The following is a 21,872-nucleotide window of genomic DNA, read 5'->3' as shown; positions in this document are numbered from 1 at the left end:
CAACCGCAGGGGCCCGTCAGGCCAGACCCGCCTCCCTCATCTGGCGCAGTTCCTTCTTCATTTCGGAGACCTCGTCGCGGATCCGGGCGGCGACCTCGAACTGGAGGTCGGCGGCGGCGGCCCGCATGCGCTCCGTCATCTCCTCGATCTGCTCGGCGAGTTGAGCTGCGGGACGGTCCGTCGGCACCGTCTCCTCGGACCTGCCCTTGGCCGACCCGGACTTGGCGCCCTTGGCCGCCTTGCCGCCGAGGGAGGGCACCGGGGCCTTGGTTCCCCGCCCGTCCTTCTTCGCGCGGTAGCCCGAGCCGAGCAGCTGCTCCGTGTCGACCTCCTCGCGGGAGATCTGGGCGACGATGTCGTTGATCTTCTTGCGGAGCGGCTGCGGGTCGATGCCGTTCGCCGTGTTGTAGGCGACCTGCTTCTCCCGACGGCGGTTGGTCTCCTCGATGGCCCGTTCCATGCCCGGGGTGATCTTGTCGGCGTACATGTGGACCTGACCGGAGACGTTGCGCGCCGCGCGGCCGATGGTCTGGATCAGCGAGGTGCCGGAGCGCAGGAAGCCCTCCTTGTCGGCGTCGAGGATCGCCACCAGGGACACCTCGGGCAGGTCGAGGCCCTCGCGCAGGAGGTTGATGCCGACCAGGACGTCGAACTCGCCGGCGCGCAGCTCGCGCAGCAGCTCGATCCGGCGCAGCGTGTCGACGTCACTGTGCAGGTAGCGCACCTGGATGCCGAGCTCCAGGAAGTAGGCCGTGAGGTCCTCGGCCATCTTCTTGGTGAGCGTGGTGACCAGGACGCGCTCGTCCTTCTCCACGCGCGTGCGGATCTCGTGCACCAGGTCGTCGATCTGGCCCTCGGTCGGCTTGACGACGACCTCCGGGTCGATCAGGCCGGTGGGACGGATGATCTGCTCGACGGTGCCGTCCCCGCGGGAGAGCTCGTACTTGCCGGGGGTCGCCGACAGGTAGACGGTCTGCCCGATGCGCTCCTGGAACTCCTCCCACTTCAGCGGGCGGTTGTCCAGGGCGGAGGGCAGCCGGAAGCCGTGGTCGACGAGGGTGCGCTTACGGGAGGCGTCCCCCTCGTACATGGCGCCGATCTGCGGAACGGTGACATGCGACTCGTCGATGACGAGCAGGAAGTCGTCCGGGAAGTAGTCGAGCAGGGTGTTCGGCGGGGAGCCCGGCGAGCGGCCGTCGAAGTGCATCGAGTAGTTCTCGACGCCGGAGCAGGAGCCGATCTGCCGGAGCATCTCCAGGTCGTACGTGGTGCGCATGCGCAGCCGCTGGGCCTCCAGGAGCTTGCCCTGCTTCTCCAGGTCGGCCAGGCGCTCGCCCAGCTCCTTCTCGATGTCGTTGGCGGCCCGCTCCAGGCGTTCGGGGCCGGCCACGTAGTGCGTGGCCGGGAAGATGTACAGCTGCTGGTCGTCGCTGATGATCTCGCCGGTGAGCGGGTGCAGTGTGGACAGGGCCTCGATCTCGTCGCCGAACATCTCGATGCGGACGGCGAGCTCCTCGTAGACCGGGAAGATCTCGATGGTGTCGCCGCGCACCCGGAAGGTGCCGCGACTGAACGCCAGGTCGTTGCGCGTGTACTGGATGTCGACGAAGCGGCGCAGCAGCTGGTCCCGGTCGACCTCGTCGCCGACGCGGAGCGGGACCATGCGGTCCACGTACTCCTGCGGGGTGCCGAGGCCGTAGATGCAGGAGACCGAGGCGACCACGACGACGTCACGGCGGGTGAGCAGCGAGTTGGTCGCGGAGTGGCGCAGGCGCTCGACCTCCTCGTTGATCGAGGAGTCCTTCTCGATGTAGGTGTCCGACTGCGGGACGTACGCCTCGGGCTGGTAGTAGTCGTAGTACGAGACAAAGTACTCGACCGCGTTGTTCGGCAGCAGTTCGCGGAACTCGTTCGCCAGCTGGGCGGCCAGGGTCTTGTTCGGCGCCATCACCAGGGTGGGGCGCTGGAGCTTCTCGATCATCCACGCGGTGGTCGCGGACTTTCCGGTGCCGGTCGCGCCGAGCAGAACGACGTCCTTCTCACCTGCCTGGACGCGCTTGGCCAGCTCGGCGATGGCCGCCGGCTGGTCGCCGCTGGGCTGGTAGGGGCTGACGACCTCGAAAGGCGCCACCGTGCGTTCGATGTGGGAAACGGGCCGCATGTCATCCACCGTACGACCCCCCACTGACAACGGGGCCCGATCAGCGGTTTCGCGGGGGACAGGCCCCCGGGGTCGCGCGGGTACGGGAGTCAGCGGTTCTGCGGGGTCCGGGACTCGCGGTGCGGCACCTTCCGGCGGCTGCGGAGCTGGGAGCGGCGCGACGGGTGCGGGGCCGGCGGGTGCGCCGGGACGCCGGGTTTGTGCTCGGCGGGGGTCCAGTCGGGCTTGCCCATGACCATCAGCGGGTCGAACATCACGACGACGCCCGCGAGACACAGGAAGGCGAGGGGGCCGATCAGCATCGGCGCGAGGAGCGCGGCGGGAGAGTCACCCGCGGTCGGGGCACCCGTGTGCAGATGGACGCTCAGGGCGGCCATCCCGGTGTAGTGCATGCCGGTCACGGCCAGCCCCATGACCAGGCTGGCGCCCACGCTCCACAGGAAGCCCCTGACCTGTCCCGCGGCCCACAGGGCGGCGGTGGCGGCCGCCATGGCGATGGCGACGGAGGTGGCGACGGTGAGCGTGTTGTACTCGAAGGTCCCGTTGAAGCGCATTCCGGCCATGCCCAGGTAGTGCATCGACGCGATGCCCAGGCCGGTGATGGTGCCCCCGGTGAACAGCGCCGTCCCGGTCGCGCCCCGGTAGCCGACTATGAAGATCCCCACGCCCACCATGACGATGGCGACGCCCAGGCTCGCGTAGGTCATCGGTTTGTCGTAGTGGATCGGGGCGCCGTCGACCGTGAAGCCGATCATCGCGATGAAGTGCATGGTCCAGATGCCGGAACCGATCGCCGCCGAGCCGAGGGCCAGCCATCCAGGGCGCCAGGACTGGGCGACGAGCAGGGCTCTGGTGGTGCAGCGCAGACCGAGAGCACCGCCGAGGCAGGCCATGAGGTAGGCCACCAGCGGTGTGACGAGTCCGTAGCTGAAACCGTCGACCGTGCCTTGCATGCGCGGTAGCCCTTCGCCCTGTTGCTCGATGTTCTGAAACTCGCCCCTCCCCGGGACCGCTGAGCGCGGTCAAGGCTGAGAGAGAGTATGACCCCCACCGGAATGGTCGAACGATTTTCCGGCAAAGAAACACGCCCTTGTCGCACATGTGCGGCACCAGTGAGCGGCCTCCGGGTTCCCCTTTCATTCTGTGGTCATCCTGTACTCCCCCGGCGTCGACCCTCTGCTGTCACTGTTGAGCTGTATGTGATGGCCCGACGCGAGGAGTACGCATGCACGCGCGCGTAGTTGCCGCCACGACCACCGCGGTCCTGGGCACCGTCGCCCTCCTGCTCCCCGTTCACGACGCCCGGGCGGGCAGCGCCTTCCGGCCGTCGGTGATCGCCCACCGGGGAGCCTCCGCCCAGGCCCCCGAGAACACCCTGGACGCCGTCGACGAGGCGGCCTCGCTGGGCATCCTGTGGGTGGAGAACGACGTCCAGCGCACCAAGGACGGCGAGCTCGTGGTGATCCACGACGACAGTCTCCGCCGTACGACCGACGCCGAGGAGGTCTTTCCCGGCCGGGCCCCGTGGAAGGTGCGGGACTTCACGGCGGCCGAGATAGCCCTGCTCGACGCGGGAGGCTGGTTCGGCGCCGCGTACACGGGCGCGCGGGTGCCGACGCTGAAGGAGTACGTCGAGCGGGTCGAGCATCACCACCAGAAGCTGCTCCTGGAGGTCAAGAACCCCGAGCTCTATCCGGGGATCGAGCAGCAGACCCTCAAGGTGCTGAGCAACGAGGGCTGGCTGGACCGGCGGCACCTCACGAACCGGCTGATCGTGCAGAGCTTCAGCGCCGACAGCCTGCGAACCCTCCACGACCTGAAGCCGGGGGTGCGGACCGGTCTGCTCGGGATGCCGGCCGTCTCGGACCTGCCCCGGTACGCGGGCTTCGCCGACCTGATCAACCCGTCGTACACCGCCCTCTCCCCCGCGTACGTCTCCGCCGTGCACGCGCTCACCGGGCCGCACGGCAAGCCGATGAAGGTCTTCGCCTGGACCGTCGACGACCCCGCGACCGCCGAGGCCGTCGCCGCGTACGACGTCGACGGCGTGATCACCAACAGGCCCGACGTGGTGCGGCGGGCCCTGTACGGGTACTGACACCGGCGGCCCCGGGGCCCGGTGCGGGAGCGGGCGGTGCCGACGCCCCGGGGCGTTGTCGGTGGCAGGCCGTACGGTGGGCGCATGGACAGCCATGGGCAGGACGAGCAGCGGGTCGTGTGGACCGTCGTCGGTACCGACATCGGTCCGCTGTTGCTGGCCGCGACCGGTGAGGGCCTGCTCAACGTCGTGTTCCACGCCACCGACGCGGTACGCGGCCAGGCGCTCGGCCGGCTCGCGGCCCGACTGGGCACGGAGCCCGTCGAGGCGCCCGACTCCCCGCTGCTGGCCGAGGCGATACGCCAGGTGAAGGCCTACTTCGCCGGTGAGCGACGGGCTTTCGAGCTGCCGTTGGACTGGTCGCTGATCTCGGGCTTCAACCGGCAGGTGCTCCGCGAACTCGAGTCCGGCGTCCCCTACGGGGCGGTCGTGGGCTACGGCGATCTCGCCAGGCGGGTGGGACAGCCGCTGGCGGCGCAGGCGGTGGGAGTGGCGATGGGCGCCAATCCGCTGCCGGTCGTCGTGCCCTGCCACCGGGTGGTGGAGAGCGACGGCGGCATCGGCGGGTTCGGAGGGGGTCTGGAGACCAAGCGGAAGCTGCTCGCGCTGGAAGGGGTACTACCCGAGCCGCTGTTCTGAGGGGACACTGCGCCGGTGACCACATCCCCCGGTCGTCGCCACGGCCGCGCGACGGTCCGGCGCGGGCCGTGACCGGCGTCGAACGCGTCGCGGCCGCGCCCGTCGACGCCGCTCTCCTGCCCGCGCTGCGGCGCCGCACGACCGGGGTGCTGGTCGCGAGCCAGATCCTCGGCGGGCTCGGCGTCGCCACCGGCATCGCGCTGTCCGCCGTACTGGCCCGGCAGGTCAGCGGCAGCGAGGCGCTGTCCGGACTCGCGCCCACCGCCACCGTCGCCGGTACGGCCGTGCTGTCCATGCCGATGGCCGCGCTGATGACCGCGCGCGGGCGCCGGCCGGGGCTGGTACTGGCCTATCTGGTGGGTGCCCTGGGCGCCTGTGTCGTCGTGGTGGCGGCGCGGGCCGGGAACTACCCGCTGCTGCTGTGCGGCATGGCCGCCTTCGGCGCCGCGTCCTCCGCGAACCTCCAGGCGCGGTTCGCCGCCGCCGACCTGGCCGAGCCGCAGCGGCGTGCCCGGGCCATCTCGAACGTGGTGTGGGCGACCACCATCGGCGCGGTCCTGGGACCGAACATCGCCGCGCCCGCCGGCCGGAGCGTCGCCGGACTCGGCATACCCCCGGCGGCGGGCCCCTTTCTGTGGGCCGCCGGGATCTTCGTCATGGCCGCGGTCCTGGTGGCCGTCCTGCTGCGCCCCGACCCGCTGCTGACGGCCCGCGCGCTCGCGCCGCAGGAGGAGCGGTCCCCGCAGGCCCGTTCCCTGCGTGCCGGTCTGGCGGCCGTCGCCGCCTCGCCCCGCGCGCGGCTCGCCCTCGTGACGGTGGCCGTGTCGCACACGGCGATGGTCTCGGTCATGTCGATGACCCCGCTCGACCTCACGCACCACGGCGCGAGCATCGACCTGATCGGGCTGGTCATCAGCGGGCACATCGCGGGCATGTACGCGTTCGCGCCGCTGATGGGACGCCTGGCGGACCGTGTGGGACGGCTCTCCGTGGCGGGACTCGCGGCCGGGCTGCTGGCCGTCGCGATGTTCCTGGCGGGGACGGCGGGCGACAGTCACGGGCAGACCGCCGCCGGACTCTTCGTGCTCGGGCTGGGGTGGTCGGCCGGGCTCGTGTCGGGTTCCGCGCTGCTGACGGACTCGGTGCCGCAGTCCGCGCGAGCCGCCGCCCAGGGGATCTCCGATCTCACGATGAACACCTCGGCGGGGTTCGGCGGAGCGATCGCCGGGCTGATCGTCGCGCAGGCGAGCTATGCCTGGCTCAACGCCGCCGCGGCGAGTCTGCTCGTCCCGCTGGCCGCCCTGGTGCTGTTCACCCGGACCGGGAACAGGAAGGCGAAGGGGAAGGGGAAGGGGAACGAAGACAGGTCCAGGACGGCAGCGGAGGACAGCCCGCCGGGCGTACGACAGTCGTAGGTAAGGCGGTCGGGTCAGTGGTAGCCGGGTCAGTGGTGGCCGGGTCAGTCGTAGTGTCGTGCCTCGATGACGTTGCCGTCCGGGTCGCGGAAGTAGAAGCTGCGCGTGGCCTCGCCGCGGGCGCCGAAGGAGCCCTGCGAGACGTCGGACACGGGGACGGCGCGCTCCTCCAGGCGGGCCAGCAGCGTGTCGAAGTCGCCCCGCGGCAGGGCGAGGCAGACGTGGTTCACGGGGTGTCCCGCGCTCTCGGCGGATCCGGGGAGCATCCTCATCCGCTCGGCCATCGACAACGGCATGAGGTCGAGGAGTGCCTCCTCGTTGACCCGTACGGAGGGAAACGGTTCCTCTCCGGCGGCGAACTCGGCGAGCCGTACGGGCTCCAGGCCGACGGCCTTCTCGTAGAAGTCGGCGGCGGCGATCGGGTCGCGTACCCACAGGACGACATGGTCGAGACGTGTCGTGTTGTCCGTCATACGTCCCAGGCTGGTGTCCTGCTCCACAGGCCGCAAGGGTTTGGCCGGGTGCGCCGCCCGCCAGAGATGAGGGGAGACCGACGGACAGGAGGCGGGCGCGTGGTGCTGGTGGTGTCGGAAGAGGTGCGGGACGCGGTCGACGCGCGTCGACCCGTGGTGGCCCTGGAGTCCACGATCATCTCGCACGGGCTGCCCCGCCCGCGCAACCTCCAGGTGGCGCTGGAGCTGGAGGCGGTCGTACGCGCGGAGGGCGCCGTACCGGCGACGATCGCCGTGCTGGACGGGCGGCCCCATGTGGGCCTGGACAATGAGCAGTTGGATCGGGTCGCCAACGAGGACGGCTTCCGCAAGCTGGGCCATCGCGACCTGCCGCTCGCCGTGGCCTCGGGGGCGAGCGGGGCGACCACCGTCTCGGCCACGGCGCTGCTGGCGGCGCTCGCGGGGGTGCGGGTGTTCGCGACGGGCGGGCTCGGCGGGGTGCACCGGGAGTGGACGGTCACCCAGGACGAGTCGGCCGACCTGGGGCTGCTGGCGAGCACCCGGATCACGGTGGTGTGCGCGGGGGTGAAGTCGATCCTGGACGTGCCGGCGACCCTTCAGCGGCTGGAGACGCTGGGCGTCGCCGTCGCCGGCTACGACACCGAGAGCTTCCCGGGGTTCTACCTCTCCGACTCGGGGCATCCCGTGGACTGGACGGTGCGGACCCCGGGGCAGGTGGCCGACGTGATGCGGGCCCAGGACGCGCTCGGCGTCCCGGAGTCCGCGCTGATCGTCGCCAACCCGGTTCCCAAGGAGGAGCAGCTCGATCCCGAACTGCACGCGCGTGTGCTCGCCGACGCGCTGCACGCGTGCGAGGAGGCCGGCGTCACCGGTCAGGGCGTCACACCGTTCCTGCTCGACTACCTGGTCCGGCACACCGACGGCGCGTCCCTGAGCGCCAATCTGGCGGCGGTGCGCGGCAATGTGCGGCTGGCGGCACGGATCGCGACGGCGTGGGCCGAGGCATGACCGCCCGGCCGGACGGGACGGACGGCGGTCCAGGCGACCCCGGCGAGCCGATCCGGGATGCGGGACCGGGATCCGGGCCGGAGCCGGGAACGGGGGCCAGCTCCGAGCCGGCATCGGGGCCGGGGCCGGCATCGGGATCGTGGCCGGGATCGCGCTCGGAGCCGGGCGGGAGGGCGCCCGGGGCTCTTACGGTCGGCGGCTCGGGAGGCGGGGCGCTGCTGGTCGTCGGGGACGTCGTGACGGACGTCGTCGCCCGCCATCGGGGCCCGCTGGCCTCCGGTACGGACACGGCCTCCGTGATCCGGACCCTGCCGGGCGGGGCGGGCGCCAACGTGGCGTGCTGGGCGGCGCATTGGGGGTGCGCGGACGTACGACTCCTCGGCCGGGTGGGCGCGGAGTCGGCGGCCTGGCACGAACGGGAGCTGACCGCTTGCGGGGTGCGGCCGCGGCTCGTCGTCGACCCGCAGGCGACCACCGGGACGGTGATCTGCCTGGTCGACACCGGTGCCGCGGCCGAGCGGACGTTCCTCACCGACAGCGGCGCGTCCCTGCGGCTCGACCCGGGCGACTGGTCGGACGCTCTCCTGGACGGGGTCGGCCGGCTGCACCTGTCGGGCTACCTGCTGTTCTCGGAGTCCGGGCGCGCGCTGGTGGGCACGGCGTCGGCGGCGGCACGCGCGCGTGGAGTGCCGGTGAGTCTCGACCCGGCGTCGGCGGGCTTCCTGGTGGACCTGGGCGTCGACCGCTTCCTGTCCCTCGTCGAGGGAGTGGACGTGCTGCTGCCGAGCCGTGCCGAGGCCTGTCTGCTGACCGGGCTGCTCGACGGGGCGGGCGCCGCCGCCGCGCTGAGCCGTCTGGTCCCGCTGGTGGTGTCCAAGGAGGGGGCCGACGGTGCGCTGGTGGCCCGTGACGGCAGGGTGCTCGTCCGCGTCCCCGCCGCTCCGGCGACGCCCCTGGACACCACGGGCGCCGGCGACGCCTTCACCGGAGCCTTCCTCGCCGCGCTGCTCGCGGGCGCCGATGCGGGGGCGGCGGCTGCCGAGGGGTGCCGGGCGGGGGCCCGAGCGGTGGAACGGGTGGGCGGCAGACCCCCCGCGCGGGGCGACGGCGCGGAGGCGACGCCGTACCGCGCCCACGCCGGCTGAGGGCACCACGCCTGGCGGGCCCCCACCGCCGACGTGCTCCACCCCTCCTACCGCTGCCACCGCCGACCGCTGCCGTCTCCGACCGCTGACACCTGCTGCCGCTGACACCTGCTGCCTGCTGCCTGCTGCCTGCTGCCTGCTGCCTGCTGACACCTGCTGCCGCTGGCGCCGCCTACCCGCTCACGCCACTAATCCTTGCGTCCCCACGCCGAGATCATCGGCGCCGTGGCCAGATCCATGCTTCCGGAGGCGACGTTCGCCAGGTGCCGGTCGATTTCCTCGTCGGTCGCGAGGCCCGCTCCGACGAGTTCGCCGCGGATCTGGCGGACCGTCGCGGACTCCAGGGCCGCGCAGGCGGGTGAGGTGACGGGGAAATAGGCGTCGGCCTCGACCCGGCGCAGCCCGGCCTCGCGGAGCAGACGCGGGAGCTTACGACCGTAGGAGAGGTCGGCGCCCCGGCCGGCCAGGAGCTTGCGGAAACCGTGCCGCAAGCGGTTCGCCAGCTGCTGTTCGGGGCCGTGTTCGTCAGGGCAGAGCAGTGGCTGGAGGGCGGGGTCGGCGTCCTCGATCAGGAGCCGTCCGCCCGGTCGCAGCGCCTTGACCATCGATCGCAACGCCCGCTCCCGGTCCGGCACATGGACCAGCACGAGCCGGGCGTGCACCAGGTCGAAGCCCTCCATCGGCGGTTCCTCGGTGCCGACGTCGTGGACGCGCACCTCGACCGGTGGGCGGGCGACCGACGTCAGCCGGGAGGTGTCGATGTCGGTCGCGAGGACCTTGCCTGTCGGGCCGACCTTCTTCGCCATCCAGGACACCAGGGAGGTGCCGCCGGCGCCTGCCTCCCAGCAGCGCCAGCCGGGTCCGACCCCGAATGCCTCGAAGTGGCGGAGCGTCGTGGCGTCGAAGAGGGCGGCGAAGGCGTCGAAGCGTTCCCCCGCCTCGGGCTGCCGGTTGTCCAGGAGGTACCCGTCGGATCGCGTCATGCGCCGATCATCCCAGTTGTCCCGTTCGCCGGAGGTCGTCGACGCGGCCGGGTCGGGGGAACGGGACAGCGCGGCCCGGCTGCGGTCGGCGACGCCGGGAACCCGTGCCGGGAACGGGCGGGCACCGGTCGCGCGAACGGGCCGGGGCATCCGTCGTCCACAGGCGGGAACAAAGCGGAACCGGCCCTGTCCACAGGCTTACCCTCGGCATACGCGGGCCTGGCAGACTGGCGCGCCAGGACGCGGGACCGCGGCCCGCGGAGATACACGCAAGGAGACCCAGATGACCATGGCGGGGAATCTGCGGAAGGTCACCGGCCTCGGAAGGGTCGGCGGCCTGCGCAGGGTGGCGCGGCTGGCCCGGCGACGGCCGCGGGTCGACCTGAGTCACCCCGCGCGGTCCCCGTTGGGTTCCTCGGTGGTGAACTGCGTGACGTACCGGGACGGTGTCCGCGCCCCGCGCGGCGGCGATCTGGTCGAGACGGTGGAACGGGTGCGCAAGCACGGTCACGGCTTCGTGTGGCTCGGCCTGCACGAGCCGACGAACGACGAGTTCGCGGGCATCGCCGAGCTCTTCGACCTGCATCCGCTGGCCGTCGAGGACGCCGTCGAGGCCCATCAGCGGCCGAAGGTCGAGCGTTACGGGGAGACCTTGTTCGCGGTGTTCAAGACGGTCTGCTACGTCGAGCACGAGGAACTCACGGCGACCAGCGAGGTGGTCAACACCGGCGAGATCATGATGTTCGTCGGCAAGGACTTCGTGATCACGGTGCGCCACGGCCGGCACGGGTCGCTGGGCCCGCTGCGCGAGGAGCTGGAGTCCGACACGACTCAGCTGGCCAAGGGGCCGTCCGCGGTGCTGCACGCGATCGCGGACCATGTGGTGGACGACTACCTCAATGTCATCGACTCCGTGCAGGAGGACATCGACAAGGTCGAGACGGATGTCTTCGCGGCGAACGGCGCACGGGCGGATCCGGGTCGCATCTACCAGCTCAAGCGGGAACTCCTCGAGCTGAAGCGGGCGGTGGTACCGCTCGGCCGTCCGCTCCTGGACCTCGCGGACCGGCCGGTCCGGGTGATCGATCCGGAGATACAGGCCTACTTCCGGGACGTCTCCGACCACCTGCTGCGCGCGACGGAGCAGATCGCCGCCTTCGACGAGCTGCTCAACTCGATCCTGCAGGCGCACCTGGCGCAGGTGACGGTCGCGCAGAACGAGGACATGCGGAAGATCACGGCCTGGGCCGCGGTGATCGCCGTGCCGACGATGGTCTGCGGCGTGTACGGCATGAACTTCGACCACATGCCGGAGCTGCACTGGAGGTTCGGCTACCCCCTGGTCGTCGGCGTGATATCGGTCGCCTGCTGGGTCCTGTACCGCGGCTTCCGGCGCAACGGCTGGCTCTGAACGACCGCTCCGGCCCCGGCAACCGCTGCCGCCGCAGGGGTCAGGACCTGGCGTAGACGGTCTCGGCCCAGGTGGCGATCTGCTCCTCGGGCAGGTGCCGGGCGAGGTCAGCCTCGCTGATCATGCCCACCAGGCGCTTGTTCTCGATGACGGGCAGCCGGCGGATCCGGTGTTCCTGCATCTCGTGGAGCACCTCGCCGACGTCGGCACCCGCGTCGATCCAGCGCGGTGTGCCCTGGGCCATCTCGCCGGCGGTGACCTTGGCGGGGTCGTGCCCCATGGCCACGCAGCCGACGACGATGTCCCGGTCGGTGAGGATCCCGCAGAGCCGCTCGTTCTCGTCGCTGATGGGCAGCGCGCCGACGTTCAGTTCACGCATCAACTGGGCGGCGCGGTCGAGGGTCTCGTGGGCGGGGATCCACTGGGCGCCCCGGTGCATGATGTCTCCGGCGGTGGTCATCAGGTACCTCCCGGTGCCGGACGGCCGGCGCGGCGCGGGGAGGGGCACCGCTAGTCCCGGCGCCCTACATTCTTGCCGCGTGACGTGACGCCCGCACCCGGAGCGCGGCACGCCGAGCCCGGCCCGCCGAGCCGAGTCCGCCCCACGGCACTCCGCCCCACGGCACTCCGCCCCACGGCACCTCAGGGGCGCCCGGCTCGGGATCAGCCGCCCCAGGCCGGATGGCGGGGGTCGTCCGCGCGGACGAGCACGTCGGCCGCGGCGGCCGGGTCGGTCTCCTGGACGTATCGCTCGAAGGCGGGCAGCGTCCAGTGGTCGGCTTCGGGGGTGTGCCGGCGCAGGGCCGGCGGGGACAGGAGGACGTGGACGGTCAGGTCGAAGGGGAACCAGTGCCGCAGCAGAAAGGGGCCGTGCAGCAGCAGGAAGCCGCCGGGCGGGAGCGGGACGTAGGGGCTGCGCGTGGCGCGGTCGCTGACGGGGTCCCGCAGATCGGGCAGGATCCGTCCGTCGCCGCCGGGTTCGAGGGGATCGAACACCTCGCGCCACAGGGCGCCGGTGTCGAACCAGCCGTCGTAGTAGGCGTCCACGTCGTGATGGCCGTACTCCAGGCGGAGGGAGGCGGGGCGCAGGAAGCCGTGCGTGTCCACGACCCTGGAGGGGCGGCCGCGGGTGCGCAGGGCCTCGGCGACCCGCTGGGCGAGCTCTCCGGGACGGGCCGCCGGTGCGCCGTCGAAGGCGATGCGTGGCCAACGGATGCCGTCGTCGGGCTTCAGGTCGAGCAGCCGCTCGGCGAGGAGGTCGCCGAGCCGTTCCCAGGTGATCGCTTCGAGTCGCACACGGCCCATGATGCGTCAGGCGCCGGACCGGCCGCCTCGCCCCGGTGCGGCCCGGGCCCGTCGTCCGACGTCCCGCCCGCCCACGGGCCGGCGACCAGGTGCCGAGGCGTCCACCAGGGGGCATGAAGGCCCTATGGCAGTCGCAGCCCCCTCCGCTTCCGCGCCCCGCACCGGGTTTCTCGTCGTCCAGCCGGTCCGGCGGAAGCACTGCGCCGGGTGCCGTCGCGGGCCGCTGCCGATGCTGGTCCTGGAGGACGCCGCGCCGCGCTGCCTCGACTGCGCCGATCTCGGGCACCTGGTGTTCCTGCCGCGCGGGGACGCGGCACTGACCCGCAGGTCGCGGGAGGAGAGCGGGCTGTGGGCGGTGGTGGTCCGTTTCAACCGGCGCAAGGGGCGTTACGAACGCCAGGGCGTCCTGGTCGAGGAGGCGGCGCTCACCCGGGCCGAGGAGCGGTGCCTGGCGGACGCGGAGGCACGGCAGCGGCGCCGGACCCGGGACGCGCGGCGCCGGGCGGCACAGGACGAGCGCTTCGCGCAGACGTTCGCGGCGGAGATCCTGCGGCTGCTTCCCGGCTGCCCGGGAGACCGGGCGCGCGGGATCGCCGCACACGCCTCCCTGCGGGGCAGCGGCCGGGTGGGACGCAGCGCCGCCGGACGGGCGTTGTCCGAGGGGGCCGTGGTCTCGGCGGTCGTGGCGTCCGTACGGCATCTGGACACGCCGTACGACCGGCTGCTGATGAGCGGCGTGCCCCGGCACGAGGCGCGCCGGCGGATCGCGGCGGATGTGGAGGCCCGGATACGGATGTGGCGGGAGGGAGACGGCGGGACGGACGAGATGGTTCGGTAGCGCGGACGGCAGCCTGGTGTGGACGTCCACGCATGTCCCCGCGCGTTTCGGCCATGGTCACCGATCATGAACAGGATTTCACTTGAGGTGAGGGACGGACCCGGGCAAGATCTCCGCACTACGGGTGGGAGTTGACGTTGTCATGATCGATGGACCCTATGAGGTGCTCGCGATGGTGGGCACGGTGACCACGGGGCTGATGGCCGGGGTCTTCTGTGCCTTCTCGGTCCTGGTGATGCGGGGTCTCGCCGCACTGCCGCCCGCGCAGGGCGTCGCGGCGATGAACGCGATCAACTCCTCGGCGCTGACACCGGCGTTCATGGTCCTGTTCCTCGGTGCGGCGGCGGTGTGCGCGGTGATCGCCGTGGTGACCTTCGTGCTGTGGCCGGACGACGGGACGGTCCACCTGCTGCTGGGCAGCGCGCTGTACCTGTGCGGTGCGTTCGGGGTGACCGTGGCGGCCAACGTGCCGCGCAACGAGGCCCTCGCGAGGCTGGAACCGGGCACGCCGGAGGCCGTCACCTACTGGCCGGTCTACCTGCGTCAGTGGACGCGGTGGAACCACGTGCGCGCGGTCGCGTCCGCGGCCTCGGCGGTCGTGTACGTCCTGGCTCTGGCCTGACCGGACACGGACGTTCGGCAGGGCCCCGGACGCCCCCTGCCGAAAGCGCTGTCCGCCACTCTGCGTGGGTGGCCGACGCGACGTATCGTGGCCGAAAGAGTGCCGCCCGATGACGCTCGGCCTGTCGTACGCGTACGCGAGGAAGACGCCCATGGCCGATCCCAAGGGATTCATGACCACGCCCCGCGAGGACTGGCCCCGGCGGCCGGTCGAGGAGCGGGTGCGGGACTGGGACGAGGTGTACGTCCCCGGGGCGCTGCTGCCCATCGTCAGCAAGCAGGCCGACCGCTGTATGGACTGCGGCGTCCCGTTCTGCCACGAGGCCTGTCCGCTCGGCAACCTGATCCCCGAGTGGAACGACCTGGTGTCCCGGGAGGACTGGCGGGCGGCGAGCGACCGGCTGCACGCGACGAACAACTTCCCCGAGTTCACCGGCCGGTTGTGCCCGGCGCCGTGCGAGGCGGGATGTGTCCTCGCCATCAACCAGCCTGCCGTCACCATCAAGAACGTCGAGGCCGCCATCGCCGACCGGGCCTGGGCTGACGGTCTCACGCCGCCGCGTCCCCCGGACCGGCTGTCCGGCAAGACGGTCGCGGTGATCGGTTCCGGGCCCACCGGGCTGGCCGCGGCCCAGCAGTTGACCCGGGCCGGGCACACGGTCGCCGTCTACGAGAAGGACGACCGGATCGGCGGACTGATGCGGTACGGGATCCCCTCCTTCAAGATGGAGAAGCACCACCTGGAGCGGCGGATCGAGCAGATGCGGGCCGAGGGCACGAAGTTCCGCACCTCGACCACCATCGGCCGGGACGTCATGGCCGCGGATCTGCGGGTCCGCTACGACGCCGTGGTGATCGCCACCGGGGCGACCGAGTGGCGTGAACTGCACGTGCCGGGGCGCGAGTTGACCGGCATACAGCAAGCGATGGAGTATCTGCCGCTGGCCAACCGGGTGGGCGAGGGGGATCTGGAGTCGTCCCCGATGTCCGCCGCCGGAAAGCACGTCGTCATCGTCGGCGGCGGCGACACGGGCGCCGACTGTCTGGGCACGGCGGTGCGCGAGGGCGCCGCGTCCGTGACCCAGCTGGACATCTACGCGCAGCCCGGCCCTGAGCGCGACGAGGACACCGACCCCTGGCCGACGTATCCGAAGATCTACCGGCTCTCGGCGGCGCACGAGGAGGCGCGCGATCTGGAGTCCGCGCCGGCGGCGGACGCGGACGCACGCCTGTTCGCGGCGTCCACGCTCCGCTTCACCGGCGACGAAACCGGGCACGTACGGTCGCTGCACCTCGTCGAGGTCGACGCGCGGCGCAGGCCGGTGGAGGGCACCGCGCGGGCACTCCCCGCCGACCTCGTGCTGCTGGCCCTCGGCTTCTCCGGGCCCGACCGGGAGGACGGGCTCGTCGAGCAGCTGGGGCTGATGCTGGAGCCGCGCGGCACGATCGCGCGGGACGGCGACTTCGCGACGAACGTCCCCGGCGTGTTCGCCGCGGGGGACGCGGCGCGCGGGCAGTCGCTGATCGTGTGGGCCATCGCCGAGGGGCGGGCGGTGGCGTCGGCCGTCGACCGCCATCTGACGGGGAGTTCACGGCTGCCGGCGCCGATCGGCCCGTACGACCGCCCGATGAGCAGCTAGCCCGGGACGTCCAGGACAGGGCCCCCGCGTACGTGGCGTCCCGGACGGCACGGGGCCGGATCGTTTCAGCGGCGCTCGTCCGTCCCGGCCACCTTGCCCGTCGCCAGGGCCACCCGGTTCCAGGTGTTGATCGTGCAGATCAGGGCCAGCACCTGGGCCAGCTCCCGCTCGTCGAAGCGGGCGGCGGCCTCGGCGTAGACGTCGTCCGGGACGCCGCCGTCGGCCACCAGCGTGACGGCCTCCGTGAGGGCCAGGGCCGCCTGCTCCTTCTCGGTGAAGAAGTGGCGGGCCTCGCGCCAGACGGCGACCATGTGCAGCCGCTCCTCGCTCTCGCCGGCCTTGCGGGCGTCGCTCGTGTGCATGTGGAGGCAGTAGGCGCAGTGGTTGAGGTGCGAGGCGCGGATCTGGATCAGTTCGACCAGCGCCGGGTCGAGGCCCTCGCGGGCGGCGGCGTCGAAGCCGATGAGGGCGCGGAACGCCTTGCCCGCGGTCTTCCCGAAGTCGAGGCGGGACCGTCCGGGCGTTCCGGCCTCCGCCGCCGCCACACCGGTACCCGCGTCGTTCGTCGTCATGCCGTTTGTCATGTCCCTCAACCTACGGGCCGGAAAGACCCCCTGTAGGGTGCATTTCCATGGTGGATTCGTGGGTCAATTCCGCGGAGCGGATCGGCGCCGACCTGCACGTGGAGCTGTCCGGGCCGGGCGGTCGGCGGGCCGCCCTGATCCGGGCGCTGCGCGAGGCCGTGCGCGGCGGGCGCCTGCCGCCGGGCACCCGGCTGCCGCCGTACCGTTCGCTCGCCGCCGACCTCGGCGTCGCCCGCAACACGGTGGCCGACGCGTACGCGGAGCTCGTCGCGGAGGGCTGGCTGACCGCCCGGCAGGGATCGGGGACGCGGGTCGCCGACCGGACCGAACCCCTGCGGCCGGCGCGGCGCACGCCCGTCAAGGCACCGCCACGCGCGCGTGGCCCCCGGCACGACCTGCGGCAGGGCACCCCGGACGCCTCGTCGTTCCCGCGCGCGGCCTGGCTGGCCTCCTACCGGCGGGCCCTCCAGCAGGCGCCCAACGAGGTGTTCGGTCCCGGTGACCCGGCCGGCCGCCGGGAGCTGCGGGAGGCACTCACCGAGTACCTGGCACGCGCGCGTGGCGTGCGCACCGAGCCCGAGCGCATCGTGATCTGTTCGGGCTTCGCCCATGCGCTGCGGCTTCTGTTCGGCCCGGGCAGCGGGCTCCCGCGCGGTCCGCTGGCCGTGGAGGCGTACGGCCTGGACTTCCACCGGGGGCTGCTGGCGGCGGCGGGTGTGCGGACGACTCCGCTGCCCCTGGACGCGGACGGGGCGCGCGTGGAGCGGCTGGATCGCGAGCGGGCGGTGCTGCTCACCCCCGCGCACCAGTTCCCGACCGGCGGCCCCCTGCACGCGAGCCGCCGGGCGGCCGTGATCGACTGGACACGCGCGCGTGGCGGGGTCCTGCTCGAGGACGACTACGACGGGGAGTTCCGCTACGACCGCAAGCCCGTCGGCGCCGTTCAGGGGCTCGATCCCGAGCGGGTGATCTACCTCGGCTCGGTCAGCAAGAGTCTGTCGCCCGCGCTGCGGCTGGGCTGGATGGTGCTGCCCGAGCGGTATGTCGACGGCGTCCTCGCGGCCAAGGGCGAGCGGGAGGCCTGGGCGAGCGCCCTGGATCAGCTGAGTCTGGCCGACCTCATCGCGTCCGGGGCGTACGACCGTCATGTACGGCGCATGCGGCAGCGTTACCGTGCTCGCCGGGACCGGCTGGTCGAGGCGCTCTGCGCGCAGGCACCGCACGTCGAGGTCACCGGGGTCGCGGCCGGTCTGCACGCGGTGCTGCGGCTGCCGCCCGGCACCGAGCGGTCCGCGCTCAAGGCGGCCGCCTGGCAGGGCGTCGCCCTGGACGGCCTGGCCGCCTTCCGGCATCCGGCGACCGACATGGCGCCGCAGGACGGGCTCGTCGTCGGCTACGCGACACCGCCGGAGCACGCCTACGCGGCGGCCCTGGACGCACTGTGCCGGATCCTGCCGCCGCCGGACGGGCGGCACGGCCCCGCCGCCGGATGAAGCGCGCCGCGAGACGTCCCACGGGCGTCCCACGGGCGTCCCACGGCGCGCATGCCTCCGGATGCGGCGGCGGCCTCAGAGCTTGCGGCCCACCGCCCCGTACCCCGGGATCACGCCGTCGTCCTGTCCCGGCACCGGTTCGCCGAGCTCGGGGTGCCACTCGGGCACCACCGCGACGCCGGGTTCGACCAGGTCGAGTCCGTCGAAGAAGCGGGTGAACTCCTCGCGGGACCGCAGGGCGAGGGTGACGCCCGCCGCCTTCAGTTTCGCCGTGGCCGCCGCCGACTCCTCCGGGGAGAAGTCCGCGGTGGCGTGGGTCATCATCAGGTAGCTGCCGGAGGGCAGTGCGGCGAGCAGCCGGTCCACCAGCTCGTGCGCGCCGTCCTCGTCGGAGACGAAGTGCAGCAGCGCTACCAGTGACAGCGCCACCGGCCGGCTGAGGTCCAGGATCTTCCCGGCCCCCGCGATGACGGCGTCCGGGTCACGGACGTCCGCCTGGAGGTACTCCGTGGCGCCCTCCGACGTGCTGCGCAGCAGGGCGGCCGCGTGGGCCAGGACGATCGGGTCGTTGTCGCAGTAGACCACCCGGGCGTCCGGCGCGATCTGCTGGGCGACCTGGTGCAGGTTGGGTTCGGTCGGGATGCCCGTGCCGACGTCCAGGAACTGCCGTACGCCGTTCGTGGCCAGCCAGCGGGTGGAGCGGTGCATGAAGGCGCGGTTGACTCGTGCCATCACCGGCACGCGCGGGTCGAGGGCGAGCATCTGCCGGCCCATCGCCTCGTCGACGGGGTAGTTGTCCTTCCCGCCGAGGTACCAGTCGTACATCCGTGCGGGATGGGGCTTGCTGGTGTCGATCTCGACGGCTCCGGTGGGGTCCTGCCCGGTCATGAGGCACTCCGTAAGCATGTGACGCGGATAGTGTTCAAGTCAGTACCAAATTAAGGAAGTTGAGGCGAAGGCAAGGGGCAGATGGGCGAAAACGGGTGGGGGGTGAGCTGAGCAAAAAAGTGCCGGACGGGTCCGTTCAGGACAGCAGGAAGTCGGCCTCCCCCGCCTTGGCTCCCTCGATGAACGCCGTCATCTCGTCGGAGGTGTAGATCAGCGCCGGTCCGTCGGGGTCGGTGGACTGCCGGACGGCGATCCGGCCGTCGGCGAGCTTCATCGCTTCCAGGCAGTTGCCTCCGTTGCCGCCGCTCCACGGCTTGTGCCAGCCCTCGCTGCCCAGTTCCCGGGCGGGCATGCCGTTGTAGATCCGCTGAGCGCGGACCCTCGGCCTGGACTGGGTCCTGATGTGATTCATTCACAACTCCTTGCGGAGATCCCGGAGGATCTCCTTCGTGCGATGTGCTGTAGCGGCCTGCGCCGCCATGCGGTCCATGACCTCGAGGTGGGTCGCCACCTCGGTGCGGGCGTCGAGATAGACGGCGCCGGTCAGGTACTCGCTGTAGACCATGTCCGGAAGCTCCGGCATGGCGAATCGGAACAGCACGAAGGGCCCGTACGTGCCCGGATGCGGCCCGTTCTCGAACGGGGCGACCTGCAACGTCACATTGGGCAGCTTCGCGGCCTCGAGCAGGGTGTCGATCTGCGCGCGCATCACCTCCGGGCCGCCGACCGGGCGACGCAGCACCGTCTCGTCCATCACGACCCACAGTCGGGGGGCGTCCTGACGGGTGAGCAGATCCTGGCGTTGCATGCGCAGGTCGACGAGGCGCTCGATGTCCTCCGGGCGGGTCTGGCCGATGGCTCCGGACTTCAGGACACCGCGCGCGTAGTCCTTGGTCTGGAGCAGGCCGGGCACGAAGTGCGGCTCGTACTGACGGATCAGGGCTGCGGCGCCCTCGAGGCTGACGTGCATGGAGAACCAGCCGGGCAGGACGTCGTGGAACCGCTGCCACCAGCCCGGCTTGTTCGCGTCCTCGGCGAGCTGGACGAAGCCCTCGGCCTCCTCCTCGGTGACCCCGTAGGCCTTCAGCAGCAGCTGGAGGTACGGGATCTTGAGGCTGACCTCGGCCATCTCCATACGACGGACCGTGGCGGGCGCGACGCGCAGGACGCGGGCGGCTTCCTCGCGCTTGAGCCCGGCGCGTTCCCGCAGGTCCAGCAGGCGCCGACCGAGGACGACCTGTCCGACCGTCGGCGCGGACCGCGGTTCGCTCACGCTCCACCTCCACGAAGAGCCGGCCGGTCACGCGGGGGGCCGCACGAGCCCCGACCCGGCCGGTCACGAAAAGAATCCCGACAGCCTTACGGCGCCGCTCGAAGATCGATTCGAAGGTCTGTACGTATACGTACGGATCTTCAACCGATCCCAATTGGCGCCGTTCAACGTGCTGTTGCGAGCAGTGTGCCACGGCCCCCCACCGCGTCACACAGCACTCTGCATTTTTCAGAGTGACACTTGCCAAGTGTTCACGGCGGGGAGATAGTGGCAAGCGTGATTCCGTCCGCGCCCTTAGGAACAGACGCCGCCGCAGGCCGCCCCCAGGGTCTCGGTGCCAGCGCGGGAGCAGGCCCAGACCAGGCCGCTGCCGAGCGCCGGTTCCGATTCGAACTGGCCGCCCATCCGGGTTCCCCCGCCCAGGCCAGACGCCTGACGAGGGCCCGGCTGACCGGCTGGTCGGTGTGCGAGGACACCTGCGACACCGCCGCCCTGGTCATATCCGAGCTGGTCACCAACGCGATCGTGCACACCGCGAGCGACGTCGTCGTCTGCGAGCTGCACGACGGCGACGACCTGGTGCGCATAGCCGTGCGCGACGAGGGCTGTGCGCCGGGTGACCCCCATCCCTCCCCGCAGCGCCCCGAGGAGGAGCACGGGAGGGGACTGCTCCTCGTCGAAGCCCTGTGTCACGCCTGGGGCGCCCAGGAGCACGGGCCCGGCCTGCTGGTCTGGGCCGACCTGACCCGCAAGGCCGACGCTCCCCGCGATCCCGCCGGGCCCTGCAACAGCCTGGACGCGGCCGCGACGCAGCACGCCGACCTCGGCGAGCTCCTCGACACCCTGGACGAGTTCCACGACAGTCCCGCCGAGCCGCACGCCGGTCCGGCCGTGCCCCGCAACGACCTCGGCTGGGGCTCCCGCCCGAAGCCGGGACCGGCCGACGGTCCGGCCGACGAGGACGAGCAGGCCGAGCAGTGGTACCGCGCCATGGCCGGCCGGGCCGCCCGACGACCCCACCCCGTGCCGCCGGCCGCACCCGCCGCGACCTCCGCCAAGCCCGCGCCCGCGCCTGCACCTGCATCCGGACCCGACGGTCCGGGACCCCGCGTCGCCCCGCAGTGGCACCGCACTCCCGGCGGCCACGGCGGATACGAAGCCGGCCGCGACGGACGGCCGGCCGGCCACTCCGCCGGAGCCCTCCCGTTCGAGCACGGCCGCGAGCGGGGAAGGGCATGAGCGCGTTCTCCGGTCGGGCTCCGCTGCTGACCCTCGACACGCTCGTCCGCCTCAAGCGCGGACCGGGCGGTGCGCACACCCCCGAGCCGCCGCGCCGGCTGGTCGTGCCCGACGGTATGACGGCCCCGCTGGGCTGCGACGCCGTCTCCGTCCCCGCCCGCCTCGGCCCCCTGCTGATGCCGCGCCTGCCGCGCGTGGGCTGCGTCTACGCCGACGAGGCGCGCTGGTGGTGGCTGGTGCCCTCCGACTCCGACTACGCCCTGGAGTGGCCCGCCCCCGCGCACTACGCCACGGGCGCCCTCCTGCCGGACTCCCCGCACGTCCCCGGCCTCATCCACATGCCGGACGGCACGCTTCCGTACACCCCGCCGATCCCCCTCTACCTGGCCCTGTGCCGCCTCACGGGCACGACGCCCACCTGGTCACGGGCGATCAGCGCGTAGCCTCGCCGCCCCTGAGCGAGCCGATCCCGGGGCCGTCCCGGCGCACGCCCGCGCGTCCCGGCTCCCCCGCCCCGCGCCCTGCCCTCACCCGTCTCGTCCCGCGATAGTGGCCGTTCGTCGACTATCGCGACCGGGGGAGGCCGACGGTGGGAGAGGCACGAGAGGCGGGTACGGCACAGCAGGCGGGCACGCCTCGGGAGGCGGGAAAGGCACGC

The 21,872-nt window shown here is 72.3% G+C and carries 22 protein-coding genes; 12 read left to right on the top strand and 10 right to left on the bottom strand.

The features are described from left to right. Positions 1–16: 16 nt before the first annotated feature. Both uvrB and OG933_RS32435 read right to left on the bottom strand, forming a co-directional pair. Positions 17–2,161 carry an excinuclease ABC subunit UvrB gene (uvrB, locus tag OG933_RS32440; RefSeq protein WP_362520464.1) on the bottom strand — a complete coding sequence of 715 codons (2,145 nt, stop codon included), beginning with the start codon at positions 2,159–2,161 and terminating at the stop codon, positions 17–19. Between the two features lie 89 nt (positions 2,162–2,250). Next, positions 2,251–3,114 carry an MHYT domain-containing protein gene (locus OG933_RS32435; protein ID WP_020131881.1) on the bottom strand — a complete coding sequence of 288 codons (864 nt, stop codon included), beginning with the start codon at positions 3,112–3,114 and terminating at the stop codon, positions 2,251–2,253. A 272-nt stretch (positions 3,115–3,386) separates the two neighbouring features. Between OG933_RS32435 and OG933_RS32430 the strand changes: the two genes are divergently transcribed. The 3 genes from OG933_RS32430 (at position 3,387) to OG933_RS32420 (ending at position 6,313) form a co-directional block, all read left to right on the top strand. Next, positions 3,387–4,259, top strand: a complete 873-nt coding sequence (locus OG933_RS32430) for a glycerophosphodiester phosphodiesterase family protein (RefSeq protein WP_362520460.1) — start codon at positions 3,387–3,389, stop codon at positions 4,257–4,259. An 84-nt stretch (positions 4,260–4,343) separates the two neighbouring features. After that, entirely contained in the window at positions 4,344–4,898 is a 555-nt protein-coding gene (locus tag OG933_RS32425) for a methylated-DNA--[protein]-cysteine S-methyltransferase (protein WP_405630383.1), read from the top strand. A gap of 68 nt (positions 4,899–4,966) precedes the next feature. Further along, positions 4,967–6,313, top strand: coding sequence for an MFS transporter (locus tag OG933_RS32420; RefSeq protein ID WP_405630381.1), 1,347 nt, complete (start codon positions 4,967–4,969; stop codon positions 6,311–6,313). 44 nt (positions 6,314–6,357) lie between these two features. Here OG933_RS32420 and OG933_RS32415 read toward each other — a convergent pair whose 3' ends face one another. Further along, on the bottom strand, positions 6,358–6,786 hold the full coding sequence (locus OG933_RS32415; protein WP_362520451.1) for a VOC family protein: 429 nt from the start codon (positions 6,784–6,786) through the stop codon (positions 6,358–6,360). A 99-nt stretch (positions 6,787–6,885) separates the two neighbouring features. On the opposite strand from OG933_RS32415, the gene OG933_RS32410 reads away from it, so the two are divergent. Beyond that, positions 6,886–7,794 (top strand): pseudouridine-5'-phosphate glycosidase, encoded by a 909-nt coding sequence (locus tag OG933_RS32410; RefSeq protein WP_405630378.1) that lies wholly within the window; start codon positions 6,886–6,888, stop codon positions 7,792–7,794. Beyond that, on the top strand, positions 7,791–8,939 hold the full coding sequence (locus tag OG933_RS32405) for a carbohydrate kinase family protein (RefSeq protein WP_405630377.1): 1,149 nt from the start codon (positions 7,791–7,793) through the stop codon (positions 8,937–8,939). The genes OG933_RS32410 and OG933_RS32405 overlap by 4 nt, the downstream gene beginning before the upstream one ends. Before the next feature lie 188 nt (positions 8,940–9,127). Here the strand turns inward: OG933_RS32405 and OG933_RS32400 are convergent, their stop codons facing one another. Beyond that, positions 9,128–9,922 (bottom strand): methyltransferase, encoded by a 795-nt coding sequence (locus OG933_RS32400; RefSeq protein WP_405630375.1) that lies wholly within the window; start codon positions 9,920–9,922, stop codon positions 9,128–9,130. A gap of 283 nt (positions 9,923–10,205) precedes the next feature. On the opposite strand from OG933_RS32400, the gene OG933_RS32395 reads away from it, so the two are divergent. Then, the gene (locus OG933_RS32395) at positions 10,206–11,333 is read left to right on the top strand and encodes a magnesium and cobalt transport protein CorA (protein WP_362520445.1); all 1,128 of its coding nucleotides are present in this window, start codon (positions 10,206–10,208) and stop codon (positions 11,331–11,333) included. A 40-nt stretch (positions 11,334–11,373) separates the two neighbouring features. On the opposite strand, the gene OG933_RS32390 is transcribed toward OG933_RS32395, so the two are convergent. Together OG933_RS32390 and OG933_RS32385 are read right to left on the bottom strand one after the other, a co-directional pair. Further along, a complete protein-coding gene (locus OG933_RS32390) occupies positions 11,374–11,793 on the bottom strand; it encodes a CBS domain-containing protein (RefSeq protein WP_020131872.1) in 420 nt (139 codons plus the stop codon). Positions 11,794–11,996: 203 nt separating this feature from the next. Beyond that, complete coding sequence (locus OG933_RS32385) at positions 11,997–12,638, bottom strand: uridine kinase (RefSeq protein ID WP_362520441.1); 642 nt, start codon at positions 12,636–12,638, stop codon at positions 11,997–11,999. Between the two features lie 124 nt (positions 12,639–12,762). Here OG933_RS32385 and OG933_RS32380 point away from each other — a divergent pair, with 124 nt between their 5' ends. The 3 genes from OG933_RS32380 to OG933_RS32370 all read left to right on the top strand — a co-directional run bounded on the left by OG933_RS32380 (position 12,763) and on the right by OG933_RS32370 (position 15,737). After that, the gene (locus OG933_RS32380; RefSeq protein ID WP_362520438.1) at positions 12,763–13,476 is read left to right on the top strand and encodes a DUF2293 domain-containing protein; all 714 of its coding nucleotides are present in this window, start codon (positions 12,763–12,765) and stop codon (positions 13,474–13,476) included. Between the two features lie 142 nt (positions 13,477–13,618). Continuing rightward, a complete protein-coding gene (locus OG933_RS32375) occupies positions 13,619–14,098 on the top strand; it encodes an anthrone oxygenase family protein (RefSeq protein WP_362520435.1) in 480 nt (159 codons plus the stop codon). A 151-nt stretch (positions 14,099–14,249) separates the two neighbouring features. Then, positions 14,250–15,737: a glutamate synthase subunit beta gene (locus tag OG933_RS32370; RefSeq protein WP_362520934.1), complete on the top strand. Its 1,488-nt coding sequence runs from the start codon at positions 14,250–14,252 to the stop codon at positions 15,735–15,737. A 65-nt stretch (positions 15,738–15,802) separates the two neighbouring features. Here the strand turns inward: OG933_RS32370 and OG933_RS32365 are convergent, their stop codons facing one another. Next, positions 15,803–16,309 carry a carboxymuconolactone decarboxylase family protein gene (locus OG933_RS32365; RefSeq protein WP_362520931.1) on the bottom strand — a complete coding sequence of 169 codons (507 nt, stop codon included), beginning with the start codon at positions 16,307–16,309 and terminating at the stop codon, positions 15,803–15,805. Between the two features lie 59 nt (positions 16,310–16,368). Between OG933_RS32365 and OG933_RS32360 the strand changes: the two genes are divergently transcribed. Then, complete coding sequence (locus tag OG933_RS32360) at positions 16,369–17,814, top strand: PLP-dependent aminotransferase family protein (protein WP_405630371.1); 1,446 nt, start codon at positions 16,369–16,371, stop codon at positions 17,812–17,814. Between the two features lie 75 nt (positions 17,815–17,889). Here OG933_RS32360 and OG933_RS32355 read toward each other — a convergent pair whose 3' ends face one another. From OG933_RS32355 to OG933_RS32345, 3 genes are all read right to left on the bottom strand, one after another. Next, complete coding sequence (locus tag OG933_RS32355) at positions 17,890–18,702, bottom strand: SAM-dependent methyltransferase (RefSeq protein ID WP_405630369.1); 813 nt, start codon at positions 18,700–18,702, stop codon at positions 17,890–17,892. Between the two features lie 136 nt (positions 18,703–18,838). Then, positions 18,839–19,114 (bottom strand): DUF397 domain-containing protein, encoded by a 276-nt coding sequence (locus OG933_RS32350; RefSeq protein ID WP_020131864.1) that lies wholly within the window; start codon positions 19,112–19,114, stop codon positions 18,839–18,841. Continuing rightward, entirely contained in the window at positions 19,115–19,975 is an 861-nt protein-coding gene (locus OG933_RS32345; RefSeq protein ID WP_362520426.1) for a helix-turn-helix transcriptional regulator, read from the bottom strand. 267 nt (positions 19,976–20,242) lie between these two features. Here OG933_RS32345 and OG933_RS32340 point away from each other — a divergent pair, with 267 nt between their 5' ends. After that, a complete protein-coding gene (locus OG933_RS32340) occupies positions 20,243–21,214 on the top strand; it encodes an ATP-binding protein (protein WP_405630367.1) in 972 nt (323 codons plus the stop codon). Then, on the top strand, positions 21,211–21,657 hold the full coding sequence (locus tag OG933_RS32335) for a hypothetical protein (protein ID WP_405630364.1): 447 nt from the start codon (positions 21,211–21,213) through the stop codon (positions 21,655–21,657). Before OG933_RS32340 ends, OG933_RS32335 begins: the two co-directional genes overlap by 4 nt. Positions 21,658–21,872: the final 215 nt, after the last annotated feature.

It is taken from the genome of Streptomyces sp. NBC_00016 (assembly GCF_045040885.1).
In the GTDB taxonomy this organism is placed as follows: domain Bacteria; phylum Actinomycetota; class Actinomycetes; order Streptomycetales; family Streptomycetaceae; genus Streptomyces; species Streptomyces coriariae.
This window is presented reverse-complemented; position numbering and strand designations above follow the sequence as displayed.

Excerpts from the sequence above, each read along its gene's own strand:
- uvrB (WP_362520464.1), bottom strand. The coding sequence starts at position 2,161 with ATGCGGCCCGTTTCCCACATCGAACGCACGGTGGCGCCTTTCGAGGTC.
- OG933_RS32435 (WP_020131881.1), bottom strand. The coding sequence starts at position 3,114 with ATGCAAGGCACGGTCGACGGTTTCAGCTACGGACTCGTCACACCGCTG.
- OG933_RS32430 (WP_362520460.1), top strand. The coding sequence starts at position 3,387 with ATGCACGCGCGCGTAGTTGCCGCCACGACCACCGCGGTCCTGGGCACC.
- OG933_RS32425 (WP_405630383.1), top strand. The coding sequence starts at position 4,344 with ATGGACAGCCATGGGCAGGACGAGCAGCGGGTCGTGTGGACCGTCGTC.
- OG933_RS32415 (WP_362520451.1), bottom strand. The coding sequence starts at position 6,786 with ATGACGGACAACACGACACGTCTCGACCATGTCGTCCTGTGGGTACGC.
- OG933_RS32405 (WP_405630377.1), top strand. The coding sequence starts at position 7,791 with ATGACCGCCCGGCCGGACGGGACGGACGGCGGTCCAGGCGACCCCGGC.
- OG933_RS32400 (WP_405630375.1), bottom strand. The coding sequence starts at position 9,922 with ATGACGCGATCCGACGGGTACCTCCTGGACAACCGGCAGCCCGAGGCG.
- OG933_RS32395 (WP_362520445.1), top strand. The coding sequence starts at position 10,206 with ATGACCATGGCGGGGAATCTGCGGAAGGTCACCGGCCTCGGAAGGGTC.
- OG933_RS32390 (WP_020131872.1), bottom strand. The coding sequence starts at position 11,793 with ATGACCACCGCCGGAGACATCATGCACCGGGGCGCCCAGTGGATCCCC.
- OG933_RS32385 (WP_362520441.1), bottom strand. The coding sequence starts at position 12,638 with ATGGGCCGTGTGCGACTCGAAGCGATCACCTGGGAACGGCTCGGCGAC.
- OG933_RS32380 (WP_362520438.1), top strand. The coding sequence starts at position 12,763 with ATGGCAGTCGCAGCCCCCTCCGCTTCCGCGCCCCGCACCGGGTTTCTC.
- OG933_RS32375 (WP_362520435.1), top strand. The coding sequence starts at position 13,619 with ATGATCGATGGACCCTATGAGGTGCTCGCGATGGTGGGCACGGTGACC.
- OG933_RS32370 (WP_362520934.1), top strand. The coding sequence starts at position 14,250 with ATGGCCGATCCCAAGGGATTCATGACCACGCCCCGCGAGGACTGGCCC.
- OG933_RS32365 (WP_362520931.1), bottom strand. The coding sequence starts at position 16,309 with ATGACGACGAACGACGCGGGTACCGGTGTGGCGGCGGCGGAGGCCGGA.
- OG933_RS32360 (WP_405630371.1), top strand. The coding sequence starts at position 16,369 with ATGGTGGATTCGTGGGTCAATTCCGCGGAGCGGATCGGCGCCGACCTG.
- OG933_RS32355 (WP_405630369.1), bottom strand. The coding sequence starts at position 18,702 with ATGACCGGGCAGGACCCCACCGGAGCCGTCGAGATCGACACCAGCAAG.
- OG933_RS32350 (WP_020131864.1), bottom strand. The coding sequence starts at position 19,114 with ATGAATCACATCAGGACCCAGTCCAGGCCGAGGGTCCGCGCTCAGCGG.
- OG933_RS32335 (WP_405630364.1), top strand. The coding sequence starts at position 21,211 with ATGAGCGCGTTCTCCGGTCGGGCTCCGCTGCTGACCCTCGACACGCTC.